14 protein-coding genes are annotated in these 15,535 nt (G+C 67.3%); 12 read left to right on the top strand and 2 right to left on the bottom strand.

Going from position 1 to position 15,535, the window contains the following annotated elements; genetic code table 11:
* Positions 1–23 precede the first annotated feature (23 nt).
* From mscL to GGC47_RS02555, 4 genes are all read left to right on the top strand, one after another.
* On the top strand, positions 24–443 hold the full coding sequence (gene mscL, locus GGC47_RS02570) for a large conductance mechanosensitive channel protein MscL (protein WP_038361203.1): 420 nt from the start codon (positions 24–26) through the stop codon (positions 441–443).
* Positions 444–564: 121 nt separating this feature from the next.
* The gene (locus tag GGC47_RS02565) at positions 565–1,758 is read left to right on the top strand and encodes a pyridoxal phosphate-dependent aminotransferase (RefSeq protein WP_112763344.1); all 1,194 of its coding nucleotides are present in this window, start codon (positions 565–567) and stop codon (positions 1,756–1,758) included.
* A gap of 113 nt (positions 1,759–1,871) precedes the next feature.
* The gene (locus GGC47_RS02560) at positions 1,872–2,936 is read left to right on the top strand and encodes an AbrB family transcriptional regulator (RefSeq protein ID WP_429066774.1); all 1,065 of its coding nucleotides are present in this window, start codon (positions 1,872–1,874) and stop codon (positions 2,934–2,936) included.
* Between the two features lie 145 nt (positions 2,937–3,081).
* Positions 3,082–4,437 carry a protoporphyrinogen/coproporphyrinogen oxidase gene (locus GGC47_RS02555; RefSeq protein WP_112763346.1) on the top strand — a complete coding sequence of 452 codons (1,356 nt, stop codon included), beginning with the start codon at positions 3,082–3,084 and terminating at the stop codon, positions 4,435–4,437.
* Between the two features lie 28 nt (positions 4,438–4,465).
* Here GGC47_RS02555 and GGC47_RS02550 read toward each other — a convergent pair whose 3' ends face one another.
* Both GGC47_RS02550 and GGC47_RS02545 read right to left on the bottom strand, forming a co-directional pair.
* On the bottom strand, positions 4,466–5,398 hold the full coding sequence (locus tag GGC47_RS02550; protein ID WP_142020225.1) for an SMP-30/gluconolactonase/LRE family protein: 933 nt from the start codon (positions 5,396–5,398) through the stop codon (positions 4,466–4,468).
* A 62-nt stretch (positions 5,399–5,460) separates the two neighbouring features.
* A complete protein-coding gene (locus GGC47_RS02545) occupies positions 5,461–6,366 on the bottom strand; it encodes a LysR family transcriptional regulator (RefSeq protein ID WP_038361212.1) in 906 nt (301 codons plus the stop codon).
* A 127-nt stretch (positions 6,367–6,493) separates the two neighbouring features.
* On the opposite strand from GGC47_RS02545, the gene GGC47_RS02540 reads away from it, so the two are divergent.
* The 8 genes from GGC47_RS02540 to hisG all read left to right on the top strand — a co-directional run bounded on the left by GGC47_RS02540 (position 6,494) and on the right by hisG (position 15,500).
* Entirely contained in the window at positions 6,494–7,930 is a 1,437-nt protein-coding gene (locus tag GGC47_RS02540; protein WP_142020226.1) for an FAD-binding oxidoreductase, read from the top strand.
* On the top strand, positions 7,927–9,114 hold the full coding sequence (locus GGC47_RS02535) for an FAD-binding protein (protein ID WP_142020227.1): 1,188 nt from the start codon (positions 7,927–7,929) through the stop codon (positions 9,112–9,114). The genes GGC47_RS02540 and GGC47_RS02535 overlap by 4 nt, the downstream gene beginning before the upstream one ends.
* Positions 9,114–9,749: a DUF2585 domain-containing protein gene (locus GGC47_RS02530; protein WP_370954297.1), complete on the top strand. Its 636-nt coding sequence runs from the start codon at positions 9,114–9,116 to the stop codon at positions 9,747–9,749. Before GGC47_RS02535 ends, GGC47_RS02530 begins: the two co-directional genes overlap by 1 nt.
* 24 nt (positions 9,750–9,773) lie before the next feature.
* Entirely contained in the window at positions 9,774–10,025 is a 252-nt protein-coding gene (locus GGC47_RS02525; protein ID WP_142020228.1) for a hypothetical protein, read from the top strand.
* Entirely contained in the window at positions 10,025–11,395 is a 1,371-nt protein-coding gene (gene glcF, locus GGC47_RS02520) for a glycolate oxidase subunit GlcF (protein ID WP_142020229.1), read from the top strand. The genes GGC47_RS02525 and glcF overlap by 1 nt, the downstream gene beginning before the upstream one ends.
* Positions 11,396–11,691: 296 nt before the next feature.
* Positions 11,692–13,266 carry a histidine--tRNA ligase gene (gene hisS, locus GGC47_RS02515; RefSeq protein ID WP_142020230.1) on the top strand — a complete coding sequence of 525 codons (1,575 nt, stop codon included), beginning with the start codon at positions 11,692–11,694 and terminating at the stop codon, positions 13,264–13,266.
* A gap of 135 nt (positions 13,267–13,401) precedes the next feature.
* Complete coding sequence (locus GGC47_RS02510) at positions 13,402–14,514, top strand: ATP phosphoribosyltransferase regulatory subunit (RefSeq protein WP_142020231.1); 1,113 nt, start codon at positions 13,402–13,404, stop codon at positions 14,512–14,514.
* Complete coding sequence (gene hisG, locus GGC47_RS02505; protein WP_133562085.1) at positions 14,511–15,500, top strand: ATP phosphoribosyltransferase; 990 nt, start codon at positions 14,511–14,513, stop codon at positions 15,498–15,500. The genes GGC47_RS02510 and hisG overlap by 4 nt, the downstream gene beginning before the upstream one ends.
* Positions 15,501–15,535 lie beyond the last annotated feature (35 nt).

Below are 15,535 nucleotides of genomic sequence, written 5' to 3'. Positions count from 1 at the left end.
GGCGACTAAAGAAGGGGTGCAGCATGCTCGATGAATTCAAGAAATTCGCGCTGCGAGGCAATGTGATCGATCTCGCGATCGGTGTCGTCATCGGCGCCGCTTTCGGCAAGATCGTGGACTCCCTGGTCAACGACATCATCATGCCCTTTATCGGCGCATTGGGCGGTGTCGATTTCTCGAACTACTTCATCGGCCTCAACAGCGGCATCACCGCCACGACGCTGGCCGAAGCCAAGAAGCAGGGCGCGGTCCTCGCCTACGGCAACTTCATCACGGTCGCGGTCAACTTCATCATCATCGCCTTCGTGCTGTTCCTGGTCGTCAAGGGCATCAACACGCTCCAGCGCAAGCAGAAGGAAGAGCCGGCCGCGCCGCCTCCGAAGGCCGACGACGTCGTCCTGCTCACCGAGATCCGCGATCTGCTCAAGCAGAAGACGGTTTGATCGGCTGACGCCGCTGGTCGCGATTCATCACCGCGACCGATCGACCCGATCTCGCGATTTCATGCCCCGCTGCGCCGTCATCGGCTAAAGAAGGGCAGGACAAATCGCGAGGTCGAAGCCGATGAATTCCGCTCTCCCGACGGGCAGCACGCTGATCGCCGATCTGCGGCCGGAGGCGCGCGAGGCGCCCGAAAGCGGCATCGTCGAGGTGATGAATTACGGTCGCCTGCGGGAGGGGTTGATTCCGCTCTGGGTCGGCGAGGGCGACCTGCCGACGCCGGCCTTCATCCGGGACGCGGCGGCGCGCTCGCTCGCCGCCGGCGAGACCTTCTACACCTGGCAGCGCGGCATCCCGGAGCTGCGCGAGGCGCTGGCCCGCTATCACGAGCGCCTCTACGGGCAGACCTTTTCGCCCGAGCGCTTCTTCGTCACCGGCTCTGGCATGCAGTCGCTCCAGATCGTGGTGCGCATGATCGCGGGGCCGGGCGACGAGCTCATCATCCCGACCCCGGCCTGGCCCAATTTCGTGGCCGCGACGAGCGTCGGCGGCGCCAGGCCCGTCTGCGTGCCGATGGAGTACGACCAGGGCCGGTTTACGCTCGATCTCGGCAAGCTCGAGGCCGCGATCACGCCGAAGACGCGCGGCATGCTGATCAACTCGCCCTCCAACCCCACCGGCTGGACGGCGACGAAGGCGGAACAGGAGGCGCTGCTTGCCCTGTCGCGCAAGCACGGCATCTGGATCGTCGCCGACGAGATCTATGGCCGCTTCGTCTATGACGGCTCGGCGCGGGCGCCGTCCTTCCACGACATCATGGCGCCGGAGGACCGCGTCATCTTTGTCCAGACCTTCTCGAAGAACTGGGCGATGACCGGCTGGCGCATCGGCTGGATCGAGGCGCCGGAGGCCTTCGGCCAGGTGATCGAGAACCTGATCCAGTATTCGACCTCCGGCTCGCCGGTCTTCGTGCAGCGCGGTGCCGTCGCGGCGCTGGACGAGGGCGAGGATTTCATCGCCGGCCAGATCGCGCGCGCAGCCGAAGGACGCCGGATCGTCCATGAGGGGCTCAAGGCGACCAACCGCGTCTCGCTGGCGGCGCCGGTCGGGGCCTTCTACCAGTTCTTCACTGTCGATGGCCGCGAGGATTCCCGCAAACTGGCGCTGGATCTCGTCGATACCGCCAATGTCGGGCTGGCGCCGGGCACAGCCTTCGGCCCCGGCGGCGAGAAGGGCCTGCGGCTCTGCTTCGCCCGCAACGCCGCCGATCTCACGGAGGCGGTAGCGCGGTTGCAGAAGGCGCTGATGGCGGCCTGACCGCCTGCCACGCAAGGCGGCCCTGCGCGGGCCGGCGGCCGGCGCGGTTGACCGTTGCGCCGGCGATGGTCATGAACGCCCGGCGTCGCCGATGCGGCACGCTTCGGGGCAGAATGAGACTGTTCGGCTACCCTTCCTCGCGATTTGCGCTCCTCGGACGCGAGGCGGTCGTCATCGCGATCGCGGCGCTCGGGGGCGCCCTGTTCGCGACGCTCGGCATGCCCGCCGCCTGGCTGTCGGGGTCGATGCTGCTCAGCACCATTGTGTCGCTGGTTCGCCCGCTGCCGGCGCTCAGGCGCCCCTGGTTCGATTCGACGATGCTGTTCTCGGGCACGATTCTCGGCTCGGCCGCGACGCCCGAGGCGCTGGCCGCGCTCGCGCGCTATCCGGCTTCGCTCGCGGTTCTGCTCGTCGGCGTCGCGGCGATCATGCTCGCGACCGGGGCTTATCTGCGCCATGTCGCGCGCTGGCCCTGGATCGACGCGCTTCTCGCCGCCGCGCCGGGCGCGCTCTCGACCGTTCTGGCGATCGCCCAGGCGAAGGGCGCCAATATCGGCCGCATCTCGGTCGTCCAGCTCTTCCGGCTGCTGGTCCTGGTCGCGTTCCTGCCGAGCCTGATGCAGGCGACCGGCACCTCGGCGGGCGCGCCGGCGCCGGTCCTGACGGCCGTCGGTCCCTCGACCATGCTGGGTCTGGTCATGGCCGGGTTGCTGCTGGGTCTCAGCTTCGAGCGCATCGGGCTTGCCGCGCCCTTGATGTTCGGAGCGACCTTCGCCAGCGCGATCCTCCATGGCAGCGGGCTCGTCGAAGGCAGCTTGCCGCAGCCGATCCAGATCGCGGTGCAGATCCTGCTCGGCTCGACCATGGGCGGGCGCATCGCCCATATCCCGCGCAAGGAGCTGCGCGGCCTGTTCCCGCTGGCGATCGGCGGCTTCGCCGTCTCGATGGGCGTCGCCTTCCTCTTCGCCTGGCCGGCGGCCTGGCTGGCGGGAGTGCCTTATGCCAGCGGCATGGCGGCTTTCGCACCGGGCGGGCTCGAGGCCATGGCGATGCTCGCCTTCGCCATGGGGCTCGACACGCTTTATGTCGGCGCCCACCATCTGGTGCGGTTCGTGGTGATCGGCCTCGCCATGCCGCTCGTGCTGATGCGGATCAAGGGCGAGAAGCCCGGCTCCTGAGTGCCGCCGCTCCGTTAGCGTTAACAGTTCATGACGATCTGAGCCCTTGATTGTGAAGTCGGCTCAAATCGGGATTCATCCGCTCCTGTTACGTCAGTTCATGCCGGAACCTGCCGGCGGGCTTCGGAACGCGGGGGCTTTCTCCATGGACATCGCAGTCAAGGCGCCGGCCGTCTGGCGCCGTCTCGCCAAGCCTGTCGCGATCATCGGCGCCGGCATCGCCGGGCTGACGGCGGCTTTCGATATCGAGCGGCGCGGCTTGCAGGCTGCGGTCTTCGAGACCGGCCGCGCGGTCGGCGGCATGGCTTCCTCCTTCAAGGATGCCGAGGGCTACACCTATGATTTCGGCGCGCATTTCGTCAGCAACCGGCTGGCGGACGCGCTCGGCGCGAGCGAGATCTCGCGAACCGTCGGTCACTACGGCGAAGCGGTCTCGCTCGGCGGGCGCAGCTACAGCTACCCCTTCGGGCTGGCGGCGTCGCCGCGCTACGCGGTCAGCGCCTTCGCGGCCCGGTTAAGCCCCGGTAAGGTCGAGAACGCCGCCGACTGGTTCCGAAACGCCTATGGCGAGGCGCTGGCGCAGGATGTCGCGATTCCGCTGGCGGAGGCCTGGTCCGGCGCTCCGGCGAGCGAGCTTTCTCCGGCCGTCGGACAGAAGCTCTCGGCCGGGGTGATGAAGACGCTCTATCTCAAGGCCGCCTCCCGCGTCACGGGTCGTGCGGTCTGCAACGGCTATTCGCACGAGATGCCGGAGAGCCCGCGCGTCTATCATGTCTATCCGGAAGGTGGCGTCTCGCGGCTGCTGGAGCCGACGATGAAGCAGGTCGGCCACCGCATCGAACTGGAAGCGCGCGTCGAGCGCGTCTTCGTCGAGCGCGGCCGCGTCGCCGCGATCCAGGTCAATGGCCGCGAGATCGGCGTTTCGGCGGCGATCAGCACGGCGCCCGTTCATGTCCTGCCGCGCCTCGTCGAGGGCACGGACCAGCTCGACGAGCTCGGCCAGTTCCGCTACCGGCCGATGATCTTCGTCAATCTGCGCTTCGAGGGCCGCAACCTGCTGCCCGACACGATGTTGTGGGTGCCGGACCGTTCGCAGCCCTTCTTCCGGGTGACGGAGGCCCCGGCCGCGATGCCCTGGCTCGCGCCGGAGGGGCGCACCCAACTGACCTTCGACATCGGCTGCGAGGTTGGCGACGCCCATTGGTCGATGTCGGACGAGGAACTCGCGACGCTCTGCCTCGAAGGGCTCTGCCGGATCTATCCGCATCTGCGGGCGCGCTATATCGGCGCCGGCGGGATGCTGAAGACGCCCTTCGCCTACCCGGTCTATCTCTCGCGCTACGAGCAGCGGCGGCAGGCCTTCGCGCGCGGCACCGGCGTCGCCGGGCTCTACAGCATCGGCCGCAACGGCGAGTTCGCCCATCTGCTGATGGAGGACATCTACTGGCGCACGCTGAAGCGCATGCAGCATGTGGCCGATTATGTCGGGCAGGACGTGTAGCGCCCTGCCGCGCTGACCCCACTTGGGATCAGGGCCGCCGCGCGCCGTTGGTGTGAGTCATCACCGAATAGAGCGAAGTCGTGCCGCAGATGAAGAGGCGGTTGAGCTTCGGGCCGCCCCAGCAGACATTCGCGACGATTTCGGGAATCGCGACCTTGCCGATCAGCGTGCCGTCCGGGTGGTAGATGTGGACGCCGTCGGCGGCGCTGGTCCAGATCCGGCCCTCGACATCGAGACGGAAGCCGTCGAACAGCCCATTCGTGCAGGTGGCGAAGACCTTCGAGGCGCCGAGCGTCTTGCCGTCGGCGCCGACCGCGAAGGCGCGGATATGGCGCGGGCCGTTCTCGGGGTCGTGGCTGGCGCCGGTATCGGCGATGTAGAGGATGCTCTCGTCGGGCGAGAAGGCGAGGCCGTTCGGCTTGACGAAATCATCGGCGGCGATGGCGATTTCGCCGGTTTGCCCGTCGATCCGGTAGACATGGCAGGCGCCGATCTCGCTCGGCGACTTGTCACCCTCATAGTCGGTGAGGATGCCGTAATCGGGGTCGGTGAACCAGATCGAGCCGTCCGATTTCACGACGACGTCGTTGGGCGAGTTCAATCGCTTGCCGCCATAATGGCTCGCCAGCACGGTGACCCTGCCGTCATGCTCGGTGCGCGTCACCTGCCGCCCGCCATGCTCGCAGGTGACGAGCCGGCCCTGCGCGTCGACCGTGTTGCCGTTGGAATTTCGGGCGGGCTCGCGGAAGACGGCCGTCTGGCCGGAGAGGGCGTCGAAGCGCAGCATCCGGTTGTTGGGAATGTCGGACCAGACCAGCGTGTTATGGGCGGGAAACCAGGCCGGCCCCTCCGACCAGCGCGCACCCGTCCAGAGCCGCTCGACCCGGGCCGAGCCGGGAACGATGCGGTGGAAGCGCGGATCGAGAACCGAAACGCCTGTGCCTTCGAGCACGCCGAACATGACTATCCTCCCATAAGCCCTTTCCCGGAGCATCCTCCCGCGGCCTGGCCGCCGGCAATGCCCTATAGCGCAAGCCCCGCATCCCAATAGGGCGTGGCGCCGTAGAGTTCGGCGAGATAGTCGACGAAGGCGCGCACCTTCTGCTCCATGTGGCGGCGGCTCGGATAGACGGCATGGACCGCGACGCGCGAGCCCACCGCATAGGCCGGCAGGACCCGTTGCAGGGCGCCGGATTTCAGCTCCGGCCCGACATCCCAGGTCGAGCGCAGGGCGATGCCGACGCCGGCCAGCAGCGCCTCCCGCACCACCTCGCTCGAATTGGTCCTGAGCGGACCGCCGACCCTCACCGAGACAGGACCTTCCGGCCCATCCAGCCGCCAATGGTCGGCATTGTGCGCGATCAGCGTATGCCGCGAGAGCGCGGCGATGTCGGTCGGCGTCCCGTGCGCTGCGAGATAGCCCGGCGTGGCGCAGAGCACGCGGTGGTTCGGGGCGAGCCGCTTCGCCACGAGGCTGGAATCCTGCAGATCGGCGATCCTGACCGCGAGGTCGAAGCCTTCTCCCACCACATCGACGAAGGCGTCGCTCAGCACGAGCTCGACGGTCACCAGCGGGTTGGCGTCGAGGAAGGCCTTGAGATGGGGGGCGATATGCATCCGGCCGAAAGAGGTGGGCGCCGAGACGCGTAAGGTGCCGCGCACCTGTCCCGCGCCGCTCGCGACCCAGGCCTCCGCCTCCTCGATCGAGGAGAGAATCGAGACGACGCGCTCGTAGAAGCCTTGCCCGGCCTCGGTCAAAGCGAGCTGCCGCGTCGTGCGCTGCAGCAGCCGCACCCCCAGCCGCTCCTCGAGGCGCCGGATGCGCTTCGAAATGACCGCGGGTGACAGATTGAGCTGCCGTCCCGCGGCCGACATGCTCCTCGCCGTGACGACATGGGCGAAGACGTCGAGATCGCCGAACCGATCCATGGCAAGCCCACCTTTTCCATTTTGGAAATAATGGCTGGCTTTCCACACGCGCTGCAAGTGGTCTTGAATTGGTCTAGTCTCCGGCGCAATCAGAGCCGTGTGTTTCGCGGGGCGAGGGGAGGGACAGATGAGCGCGATTGCCTTTCCGGAGCCGGATGCCGGCATTCTCGCCCGCCGCGAATCGATCATCGCCGGCCTGTCCCGGCTGGTTCCGCCGCAGGCCCTGATCACCAGCGACGACGAGCGGCGCCCCTATGAGACCGATGCGCTCACCGCCTATCGCCGCATGCCGCTGGCGGTCGTCCTGCCCTCGACGACGCAGGAGGTCGCGGCGGTCCTGCGCTATTGCCTGGAACAGGGCGTGCCGGTGGTCCCGCGCGGCTCCGGCACCTCGCTCGCCGGCGGGGCGATCCCGCAGGAGGACGCCGTGGTGATCGGCGTCTCGAAGATGAACCGCATCCTCGAGATCGACTATGCCAACCGGATCGCCAGGGTCGAAGCCGGCGTCACCAATCTCGCGGTGACCGGTGCAGTCTCGGCGGAGGGCTTCTTCTACGCGCCCGATCCATCCTCGCAGCTCGCCTGCTCGATCGGCGGCAATATCGGCATGAACTCGGGCGGCGCGCATTGCCTGAAATACGGCGTCACCACCAACAACGTCCTCGGCGTCACCATGGTGATGCTCGACGGCAGCATCGTTGAAGTTGGCGGCGGCCATCTCGATTCCCCCGGCTACGATCTGCTCGGCCTGATCAACGGCTCGGAAGGCCAGCTCGGCATCGTCACCGAGGCGACGGTGCGCATTCTGCGCGCGGCGGAAGGAGCGCGTCCCGTGCTCTTCGGCTTCCCGACCAGCGAGCAGGCCGGCGCGGCTGTGGCCGCCATCATCGGCGCCGGCATCATCCCGGTCGCGATGGAGTTCATGGACAAGCCGGCGATCGAGATCTGCGAGGCCTTCGCCAAGGCCGGCTATCCGATGGATGTCGAGGCGCTGCTGATCATCGAGGTCGAGGGCTCGGATGCGGAGATGGACGCCCAGCTCGCCCGTATCGTGGCGATCGCCCGTGAGCATGGCGTCAAGACGGTGAAGGAGAGCCAATCGGCCATGGAGTCGGCGGCGATCTGGAAGGGCCGCAAATCGGCCTTCGGCGCGACCGGCCGCATCGCCGACTATATCTGCATGGACGGCACGATCCCGACCGGCCAGCTCCCTTATGTGCTCAAGCGCATGGACGAGATCGTGAAAGCTTACGGCCTGCGCGTCGCCAATGTCTTCCACGCCGGCGACGGCAATCTCCACCCGCTGATCCTGTACAACTGCAACGATCCCGTAGAGGCGCAGAAGGCGGAGGATGCCGGCATGGACATCCTCAAGCTCTGCGTCGAGGTCGGCGGTTGCCTCACGGGCGAGCACGGCGTCGGCATCGAGAAGCGCGATCTGATGACCTTCCAGTTCACCGAAGCCGACCTCGCCCAGCAGATGCGGGTGAGGGCGGTGTTCGATGCAGGGTGGCTGCTCAACCCGGCCAAGGTGTTCCCACTGGAAGGCAGGGTCGCGGCGTGACCATCCACACCCCCACCACCGAGGCGCAGGCCTGCGCCGTCGTGAAATCCGTGGTCGACAACAACGTGCCGCTGCTCCTGCGCGGCGGCGGCACGCGTGCCGGGCTCGGCCGGCCCGCCCAGGCTGCGAGCACGCTCTCCAGCGCGGGCCTCACCGGGATCACGCTCTACGAACCGGCCGAGATGGTCATCGCCGCCCGCGCCGGCACGCCGCTGCAGATCGTGCAGGAAACCCTGACCGAGCGCGGCCAGATGCTGCCCTTCGAGCCGATGGACCATCGCTCGCTCTTCGGCTCGGACGGCACGCCGACCATCGGCGCGGTCGCCGCCTGCAACATTTCCGGCCCGCGCCGGATCAACGCCGGCGCCGCCCGCGATTCCCTGATCGGCGTCAGGTTGGTCAATGGCCGCGGCGAGATGATCAAGTCCGGCGGGCGGGTGATGAAGAACGTCACCGGTCTCGATCTGGTTAAACTGCTGAGCGGCAGCCACGGCACGCTCGGCTTCCTTACCGAAGTCACCTTCCGCGTGCTGCCGCGGCCGGAACGCATCGTCACGCTGCAATGGCGCGGCCTCTCCGACAACGTGGGAGTTGCGCTGCTGGCGAAAGCGCTGGGCTCGCCCTTCGAGCCGATGGCGGCGGCGCATCTCCCGGCCCGGATCGCTGGCGAGGAGGCGCTGACCCTGCTGCGTCTGGAGAATTTTTCGGACTCGATCGATTACCGTGCCGGTGAACTCGCGCTGCTGCTCGGCGACTATGGCACGCCCGATCGGCTGGAAGGAACAGCCCCGACCGAACTCTGGGTCGACATCCGCGATGCAGCCTTCTTCGCCGGGAGCGATGACGCGGTCTGGCGGCTCTCGCTCGCCCCGACCAACGGCCCGAAGGCCGCCGCTGCGATTGCGCGGATGATCCCGGCTGCACGCTGCTTCTACGACTGGGGCGGCGGACTGGTCTGGCTCGCGGTTCCCGCCTATGGCGATGCCGGCGCCGCCGCGATCCGTACCGCGTTGAAGCCGCTCGGCGGCCATGCCACGCTGGTCCGGGCGCCGGATGCGATCCGCGCCGCCGTCGACGTGTTCCAGCCGCTGGCCGAGCCGCTGATGCGGGTGACGGCCGGTATCAAGAAAAGCTTCGATCCCGCCGGCATCTTCGAGCCCGGCCGGATGTATGCGGGGATATGATGGCGCTCGCCGAACCGGTTTCCAGCGAATTTGCCGCGCCGCGCCCGAGCTGGGCGCCGGGGCGTCTCGGCCCTCTTGCAATCGCCGGGTTGGCGCTGCTGCTGGTGGCGGCGGCCGCTGTGATCCTCATGGCCATGGGCCGCGAACCGATCTGCAAATGCGGCTATGTGAAGTTCTGGCAGGGGCAGGTTTTCTCCTCCGAGAACTCCCAGCACATCGCCGACTGGTACACCTTCTCGCACATCATCCACGGCTTCCTGTTCTATGGCCTGTTCTGGCTGGTGCGCCGCCTGACCGGCCTGCCGATCTCCTTCGGGCTGGCGCTGCTGCTCGCCATCATCATCGAAGGCGCCTGGGAGATCACCGAGAACTCGCCGGCCGTGATCGAGCACTACCGCTCGGCGACGATCTCGCTCGACTATTACGGCGACAGCGTCCTGAACTCGGTCAGCGACATCCTCTCGATGGTGCTGGGCTTTCTCGTCGCGCGGCTCGCGCCGGTCTGGCTGACGGTTTCGAGCGCTCTCGCCATGGAACTGATCGTCGGCTGGCTGATCCGCGACAATCTCACCCTCAACGTCATCATGCTGCTCTGGCCGATGGACTGGATCAAAGCCTGGCAGGGTGGGGCCTGAACAAGCGCGCAAGAGGGCAGATCTATGAGAATCTACAAGCTTGACCCCGGCACGACCTACAAGCGGTTGGCCGTTAGAAACGCGGATGGAATGTTTGCCCTTGGAGATCCAGCCCTTGGCAAGAAGCGGCATACCCAGGACAATCAAGTCTACGTAAAGAGTGAGGACGAAGCTGTTCGGCTTGTCCTTTCTGGGCATTACATCAGGGTGGAAAGCGAGACCTCCCCGAGCTTGGTGCGAAAAAATCTCTATGTTGATGGCACTAAGGTGAGTTGATGCAGACCAACTTCACCCCTGAGCGCCTCGCCTCCGATCCGCGCATGCCGGCCTCGGAGAAGATTCTGCGGACTTGCGTGCATTGCGGCTTCTGCACCGCGACCTGCCCGACCTATCTGCTGCTCGGCGACGAGCTCGATTCCCCGCGCGGGCGCATCTACCTGATCAAGGACATGCTGGAGAACGGCAAGCCGGCCACCGCCGAGGTGGTGCAGCACATCGACCGTTGCCTCTCCTGCCTCTCCTGCATGACGACCTGCCCGTCCGGCGTCCACTACATGCACCTCGTCGACCATGCCCGCGCGCATATCGAGGAGACCTATACGCGCTCCTGGCATGACCGTTTGCTGCGCAAGGTGCTGGCGGCGATCCTGCCCTATCCCGGCCGCTTCCGCGCCGCGATGCTGATGGCCCTGGCGGCCAAGCCGCTCGCTCCGGTGCTCGGCGTTCTCCCGGTCGTCGGCAACCGGCTGAAGGCGATGCTGGCGCTGGCGCCCGCGCGCCTGCCGACGCGCTCGGCGATGGAAGGCCCGCAAAGCTTCCCGCCGCCGGCCGAGCGATCGAAGCGCGTCGCCTTGCTCTCCGGCTGCGCCCAGCCGGTGCTCGACCCCGCCATCAACGAGGCGACGATCCGCCTGCTCAACCGCCACGGCGTCGAGGTCGTGTTGCCGAAGGGCGAGGGCTGCTGCGGCGCTCTCGTCCACCATATGGGGCAGGAGCACGACGCGCTCGCCTTCGCCCGGAAGAACGTCGACGCCTGGATGGCGGAGATCGAGGGCGAGGGGCTCGACGCCATCCTGATCACAGCCTCAGGCTGCGGCACGACGATCAAGGATTACGGCTTCATGTTCCGCAACGAGCCGGCTTACGCCGAGAAGGCGGCGAAGGTCTCAGGCTTGGCCAAGGACGTCACCGAGTTCCTGGAGACGCTGGAGCTTTCGGCCGTGCGTGATGTCGCGATGCCGATCGCCTATCATTCGGCCTGCTCGATGCAGCATGGCCAGCAGCTCAAGGACGGGCCGAAGCGCCTGTTGTCGGGGGCGGGTTTCAAGGTAAAGGAAGTGCCGGAAGGGCATATCTGCTGCGGCTCGGCCGGCGTCTACAACATCCTCCAGCCCGAGATCGCGGGGAAGCTGCGCGAGCGCAAGATCGGCAATATCGAGCGGACGAAGCCGATGCTGGTCGCGACCGGCAATATCGGCTGCATGACCCAGCTCGCGAAGGGTTTTGCGGACAAGGGCGCGACCACGCCGGTGGTGCATACCGCCGAACTGTTGGATTGGGCGACCGGGGGCCCACTGCCGGAAAAGCTGGCGCGGGCAGGGATCGAGGATCGGCCTTTGCGGGTGCAAGCGCTGGCGGCGGAATAGCGCGCCGTCATGCTCGAGCTTGACCCGAGCATCTCGTGACCAGTTTTGTCATTCCGGGCGACCGAAGGGAGACCCGGAATCCATCGTAGAGCGCAGAGTTCTGTGATGGATTCCGGATCGGCGCCGCTTCGCGGCTTGTCCGGAATGACGCCCCTTCTCGTCATGAGATTCTCGGGTCTGCGCTTCGCTCCGCCCGAGAATGACGCCCCGTGACTTGCTCCCTGCGTCGCGGCGGTCTAACCCGCGTGCATAATTTTTTATGCACGCTCCCCACTCCGATTGAGTTCCGCACGCCCATGTCCGCCGACAAGACCGCCCCTGCCAAGCTGAAAGCCCGCCAGCCGCGCGGCTTCGTCGATCGTGGCCCGGCCGATGTCGCCGCCACCGAGCGCATGCTCTCCGTCATCCGCGAGCAGTTCGCCCTTTATGGCTTCGATCCAGTCGAGACGCCCTTCGTCGAGTACACCGACGCGCTCGGAAAATTCCTGCCGGATCAGGACCGGCCGAACGAGGGTGTCTTCTCCTTCCAGGACGATGACGAGCAGTGGCTCTCGCTGCGCTACGATCTGACGGCGCCGCTCGCTCGCTATGTCGCCGAGAATTTCGACGCGCTGCCAAAGCCCTATCGCGGCTACCAAGTCGGCTATGTCTTCCGCAACGAGAAGCCGGGTCCCGGCCGCTTCCGTCAGTTCATGCAGTTCGACGCGGATATCGTCGGCTCGGGCACCGTCGCGGGCGATGCCGAGATCTGCATGCTCGCCGCCGATACGATGGAGGCGCTCGGCATCAAGCGCGGCGACTATGTCGTCAAGGTCAACAACCGCAAGGTGCTCGACGGCGTGATGGATGCGGCGGGCATCGACCCGGCTGTGCGCCTCACCGTGCTGCGCGCGATCGACAAGGCCGACAAGTTCCCGCTTGAAGAGGTCCGCAAGCTCCTCGGCGACGGCCGCAAGGATGAGAGCGGCGACTTCACCAAGGGAGCGGGTCTGTCCCCCGCGCAGACGGATCGCATCATTCGCTATCTGGAGCTCGGCCAGAAGCTCGCGGAGCTGGGCAAAGCCAATGCCGAGGACAGCGAAGGTTCTGCCAAGCTCTCGGCCGAGGCTCTCACCGATCTGCGCGGCCTTGTCGAAGATGCCGAGAATGGCCGCGCCGGCATCGGGGAACTGGAGCAGATCCGCGAGTTGATCACGGTGGCCGGCTATCTCGGGCGGATCATTATCGACCCCTCGGTCGTCCGCGGCCTCGAATACTACACCGGCTCGGTCTACGAGGTGGAGCTGACCTTCCCGGTCACCAATGACGACGGCCAAATCGTGCGCTTCGGCTCGGTCGCGGGCGGCGGACGCTATGACGGGCTGGTCGGCCGCTTCCGGCCCGAGCCCGTGCCGGCAGTCGGCTTCTCGATCGGCGTTTCCAGGCTCTATTCGGCGCTGAAGGCGGTGAAGTCGCCCATCGTCGATAGCAGGAACGGACTGCCTCTCGTCGTCGTCACGGCGATGGACAACAAGTCGCCGGAGTTCATGCCGGGCTATCAGGCGATGGTCGCAGGCTTGCGCCAGGCCAAGGATGCCGAGGGCAAGCCGCTGCTGCGCGCGGACCTCTATCTCGGCTCGTCCGGCTTCAACGCCCAGATGAAATATGCCGACCGGCGCGGCGCGATCTGCGCGGTCATTCAGGGCTCGTCCGAGCGCGAGGCCGGCACCGTCGTCATCAAGGATCTGATCCTCGGCGCCGAACTCGCCGCCGCCAGCCGCGACGTCAAGGATTCCGCCGAGCACAAGGCCAAGCAGGCCGAGGCTCAGTTCGCTGTGCCCGTAGCGGAACTGGTCGAGGGCGTGAAGCGGGTGCTGGCGCGACATTCGTGAGGCACTGGGAACCCTCTCCCTGCGGGAGAGGGTTCCGGTCAGTCCTTCGATTCCCATTCACCCATTTCCCTCAAATCCCTCGAAAATCCTCCGCGCCGCTGCTAGGACGACGCTCGCAACAGGACAGGACGACCCGTGCCCGCAAGCCGCGCCAGCATCGAGACCGTGATCGCGCTCTTCGCGGGCGAGGGCTATGGGTATGCCGAACCCGCGATCCTCCAGCCCGCCGACGTCTTCCTCGACCTGTCGGGCGAGGATATCCGCCGCCGCATCTTCATGACGCAGGATGTCGACGGGCGCGACTGGTGCCTGCGCCCTGAATACACCATCCCCGTCGCGCTCGATCACATCGCCTCGGGCTCGACGGAGCCTGCGGCCTATGGCTATGCCGGCCCGGTCTTCCGCATGCGCGCCGGCGAGCCCGGCGAGTTCCAGCAGGCGGGAATCGAATCCTTCGGCCGTGCCGATTTCACCGCCGCCGATGCCGAGATCATGGGGCTCACCATCGAGGCGACCGCCGCGCTGGGCCTGCAGGCGCCGCGCATCCTGATGGGTGACGTCGCGCTGCTCGGCGCGCTGCTCGACCGGCTGGCCGTACCCCAAGGCGCACGCCGGCGCCTGGTGCGCGCCATCGTGCAGGGCAGGGGGACGCAGGCCGTCGAGGCGCTCGATCCCCCGCTCGCCGAGGGCGAGGCCGCCCATGCCGGCCTGCTCAAGGCGCTGGAAGGGCAGGATCCCAAGGCCGCACGTGCCTTCGTCGAGGATGTGCTCTCAATCGCCGGCATCTCGACGGTCGGCGGGCGCAGCGCCGCCGATATCGCCGAGCGCTTCCTCGCCCGCGCCGCCGAACGCGAGAATCCGATCAATGGCGACGTCAAGGCGTTGCTGGCGCAGGTGCTGGGCGTCTCGGGCGATCCCGATACGGCCTCCGCCGCGCTCAGGGCCTTGGCCGATCAGGCCTCGCTCGATCTCAGTCGCGAACTGGACGCCTTCGACGAGCGCACCGGCTTCCTGGCCGCGCGCGGGGTCGATGTCGGCGCCATCGGGTTCTCGGCCGGCTTTGCGCGCAATCTCGACTATTACACCGGCTTCATCTTCGAGCTGCACGATCCCGCGCGCGGCGACGGCAAGCCTGTGGCCGGCGGCGGGCGCTACGACAACCTGCTCGGGCGCCTCGGCGCGAAGCGCGCGATCCCCGCGGTCGGCGCCTCCCTCTGGCTCGACCGTCTGGCGGGAGAGACCCCATGACTCAAGCGCCGCAAGCCAATGATGCTCCTCTCGTCCTCGCCGTCCCCTCCAAGGGCCGGCTGCAGGAGAACGCCACCGCCTTCTTCGGCCGCGCCGGGCTGAAATTCGTCAAGGCCAGCGGCGAGCGCGGCTATCGCGGCACCATCGCAGGCGTCGAGGGGGCGGAGGTCGCCTTCCTCTCCGCCTCGGAAATCGTCGCCCAGCTCGCCTCGGGCGCCGCTCATCTCGGCATCACCGGCGAGGATCTGGTTCGCGAGCAGCTCTCCGATGCCGATGCGGCGGTGGAGATGCTGACGCCGCTCGGCTTCGGCCACGCCAATGTCGTCGTCGCCGTGCCGCAGGCCTGGATCGACGTGCGCAGCATGGCCGATCTCGAGGACGTCGCCTCGACCATGCGCGCCCGCCACGGCCGCAAGCTGCGCGTCGCCACCAAATATGTGAACCTGACCCGCCGCTTCTTCGCTGAGCATGGGCTCGCGGATTACCGCATCGTCGAGAGCCTGGGCGCGACGGAAGGCGCCCCTGCCGCCGGCACCGCCGAGATCGTCGTCGACATCACCACGACCGGCGCGACGCTCGCGGCGAATGCGCTCAAGGTGCTCGACGACGGCGTGATGCTCGCATCGGAAGCCAATCTCGTCGCCTCGACGCGCGCGCCCTGGGGCGACCGCGCCAGGGCTGCGGCCAGGACGATTCTCTCCCGCATCGCGGCGGAGGAGGAGGCGCGCACGGTCCGCGAAATCCGCGCCAGGTTAGACCTCGATGCGTCGGCGCTGGCTGCGCTGACCGAGCGTTTCGGGGCGCGGCTGCCCTTTGGCGCACCGGCCGCGGGGGCGCCATTGACCCTGCATTGCCCGGACAAGGCGGTCTTCGCGCTGGTCGAGGAGCTCGACCGCAAGGGCGCGGACGACATCACCGTCACCGCGCCGACCTATGTCTTCCGCCGCGCGAACCGGCTGCTGGAGCGGCTCGACGCCCGGATCTGAACGCATAACCGGCCATCCGGCTGTGCGCTTTCCGG

Origin of the sequence: Allobosea sp. OAE752 (assembly GCF_050433265.1) — a bacterium.
GTDB lineage: Bacteria > Pseudomonadota > Alphaproteobacteria > Rhizobiales > Beijerinckiaceae > Allobosea > Allobosea spartocytisi.
The sequence above is the reverse complement of the archived record's forward strand: the minus strand, read 5'-3'. Positions and strand labels throughout refer to the sequence as shown.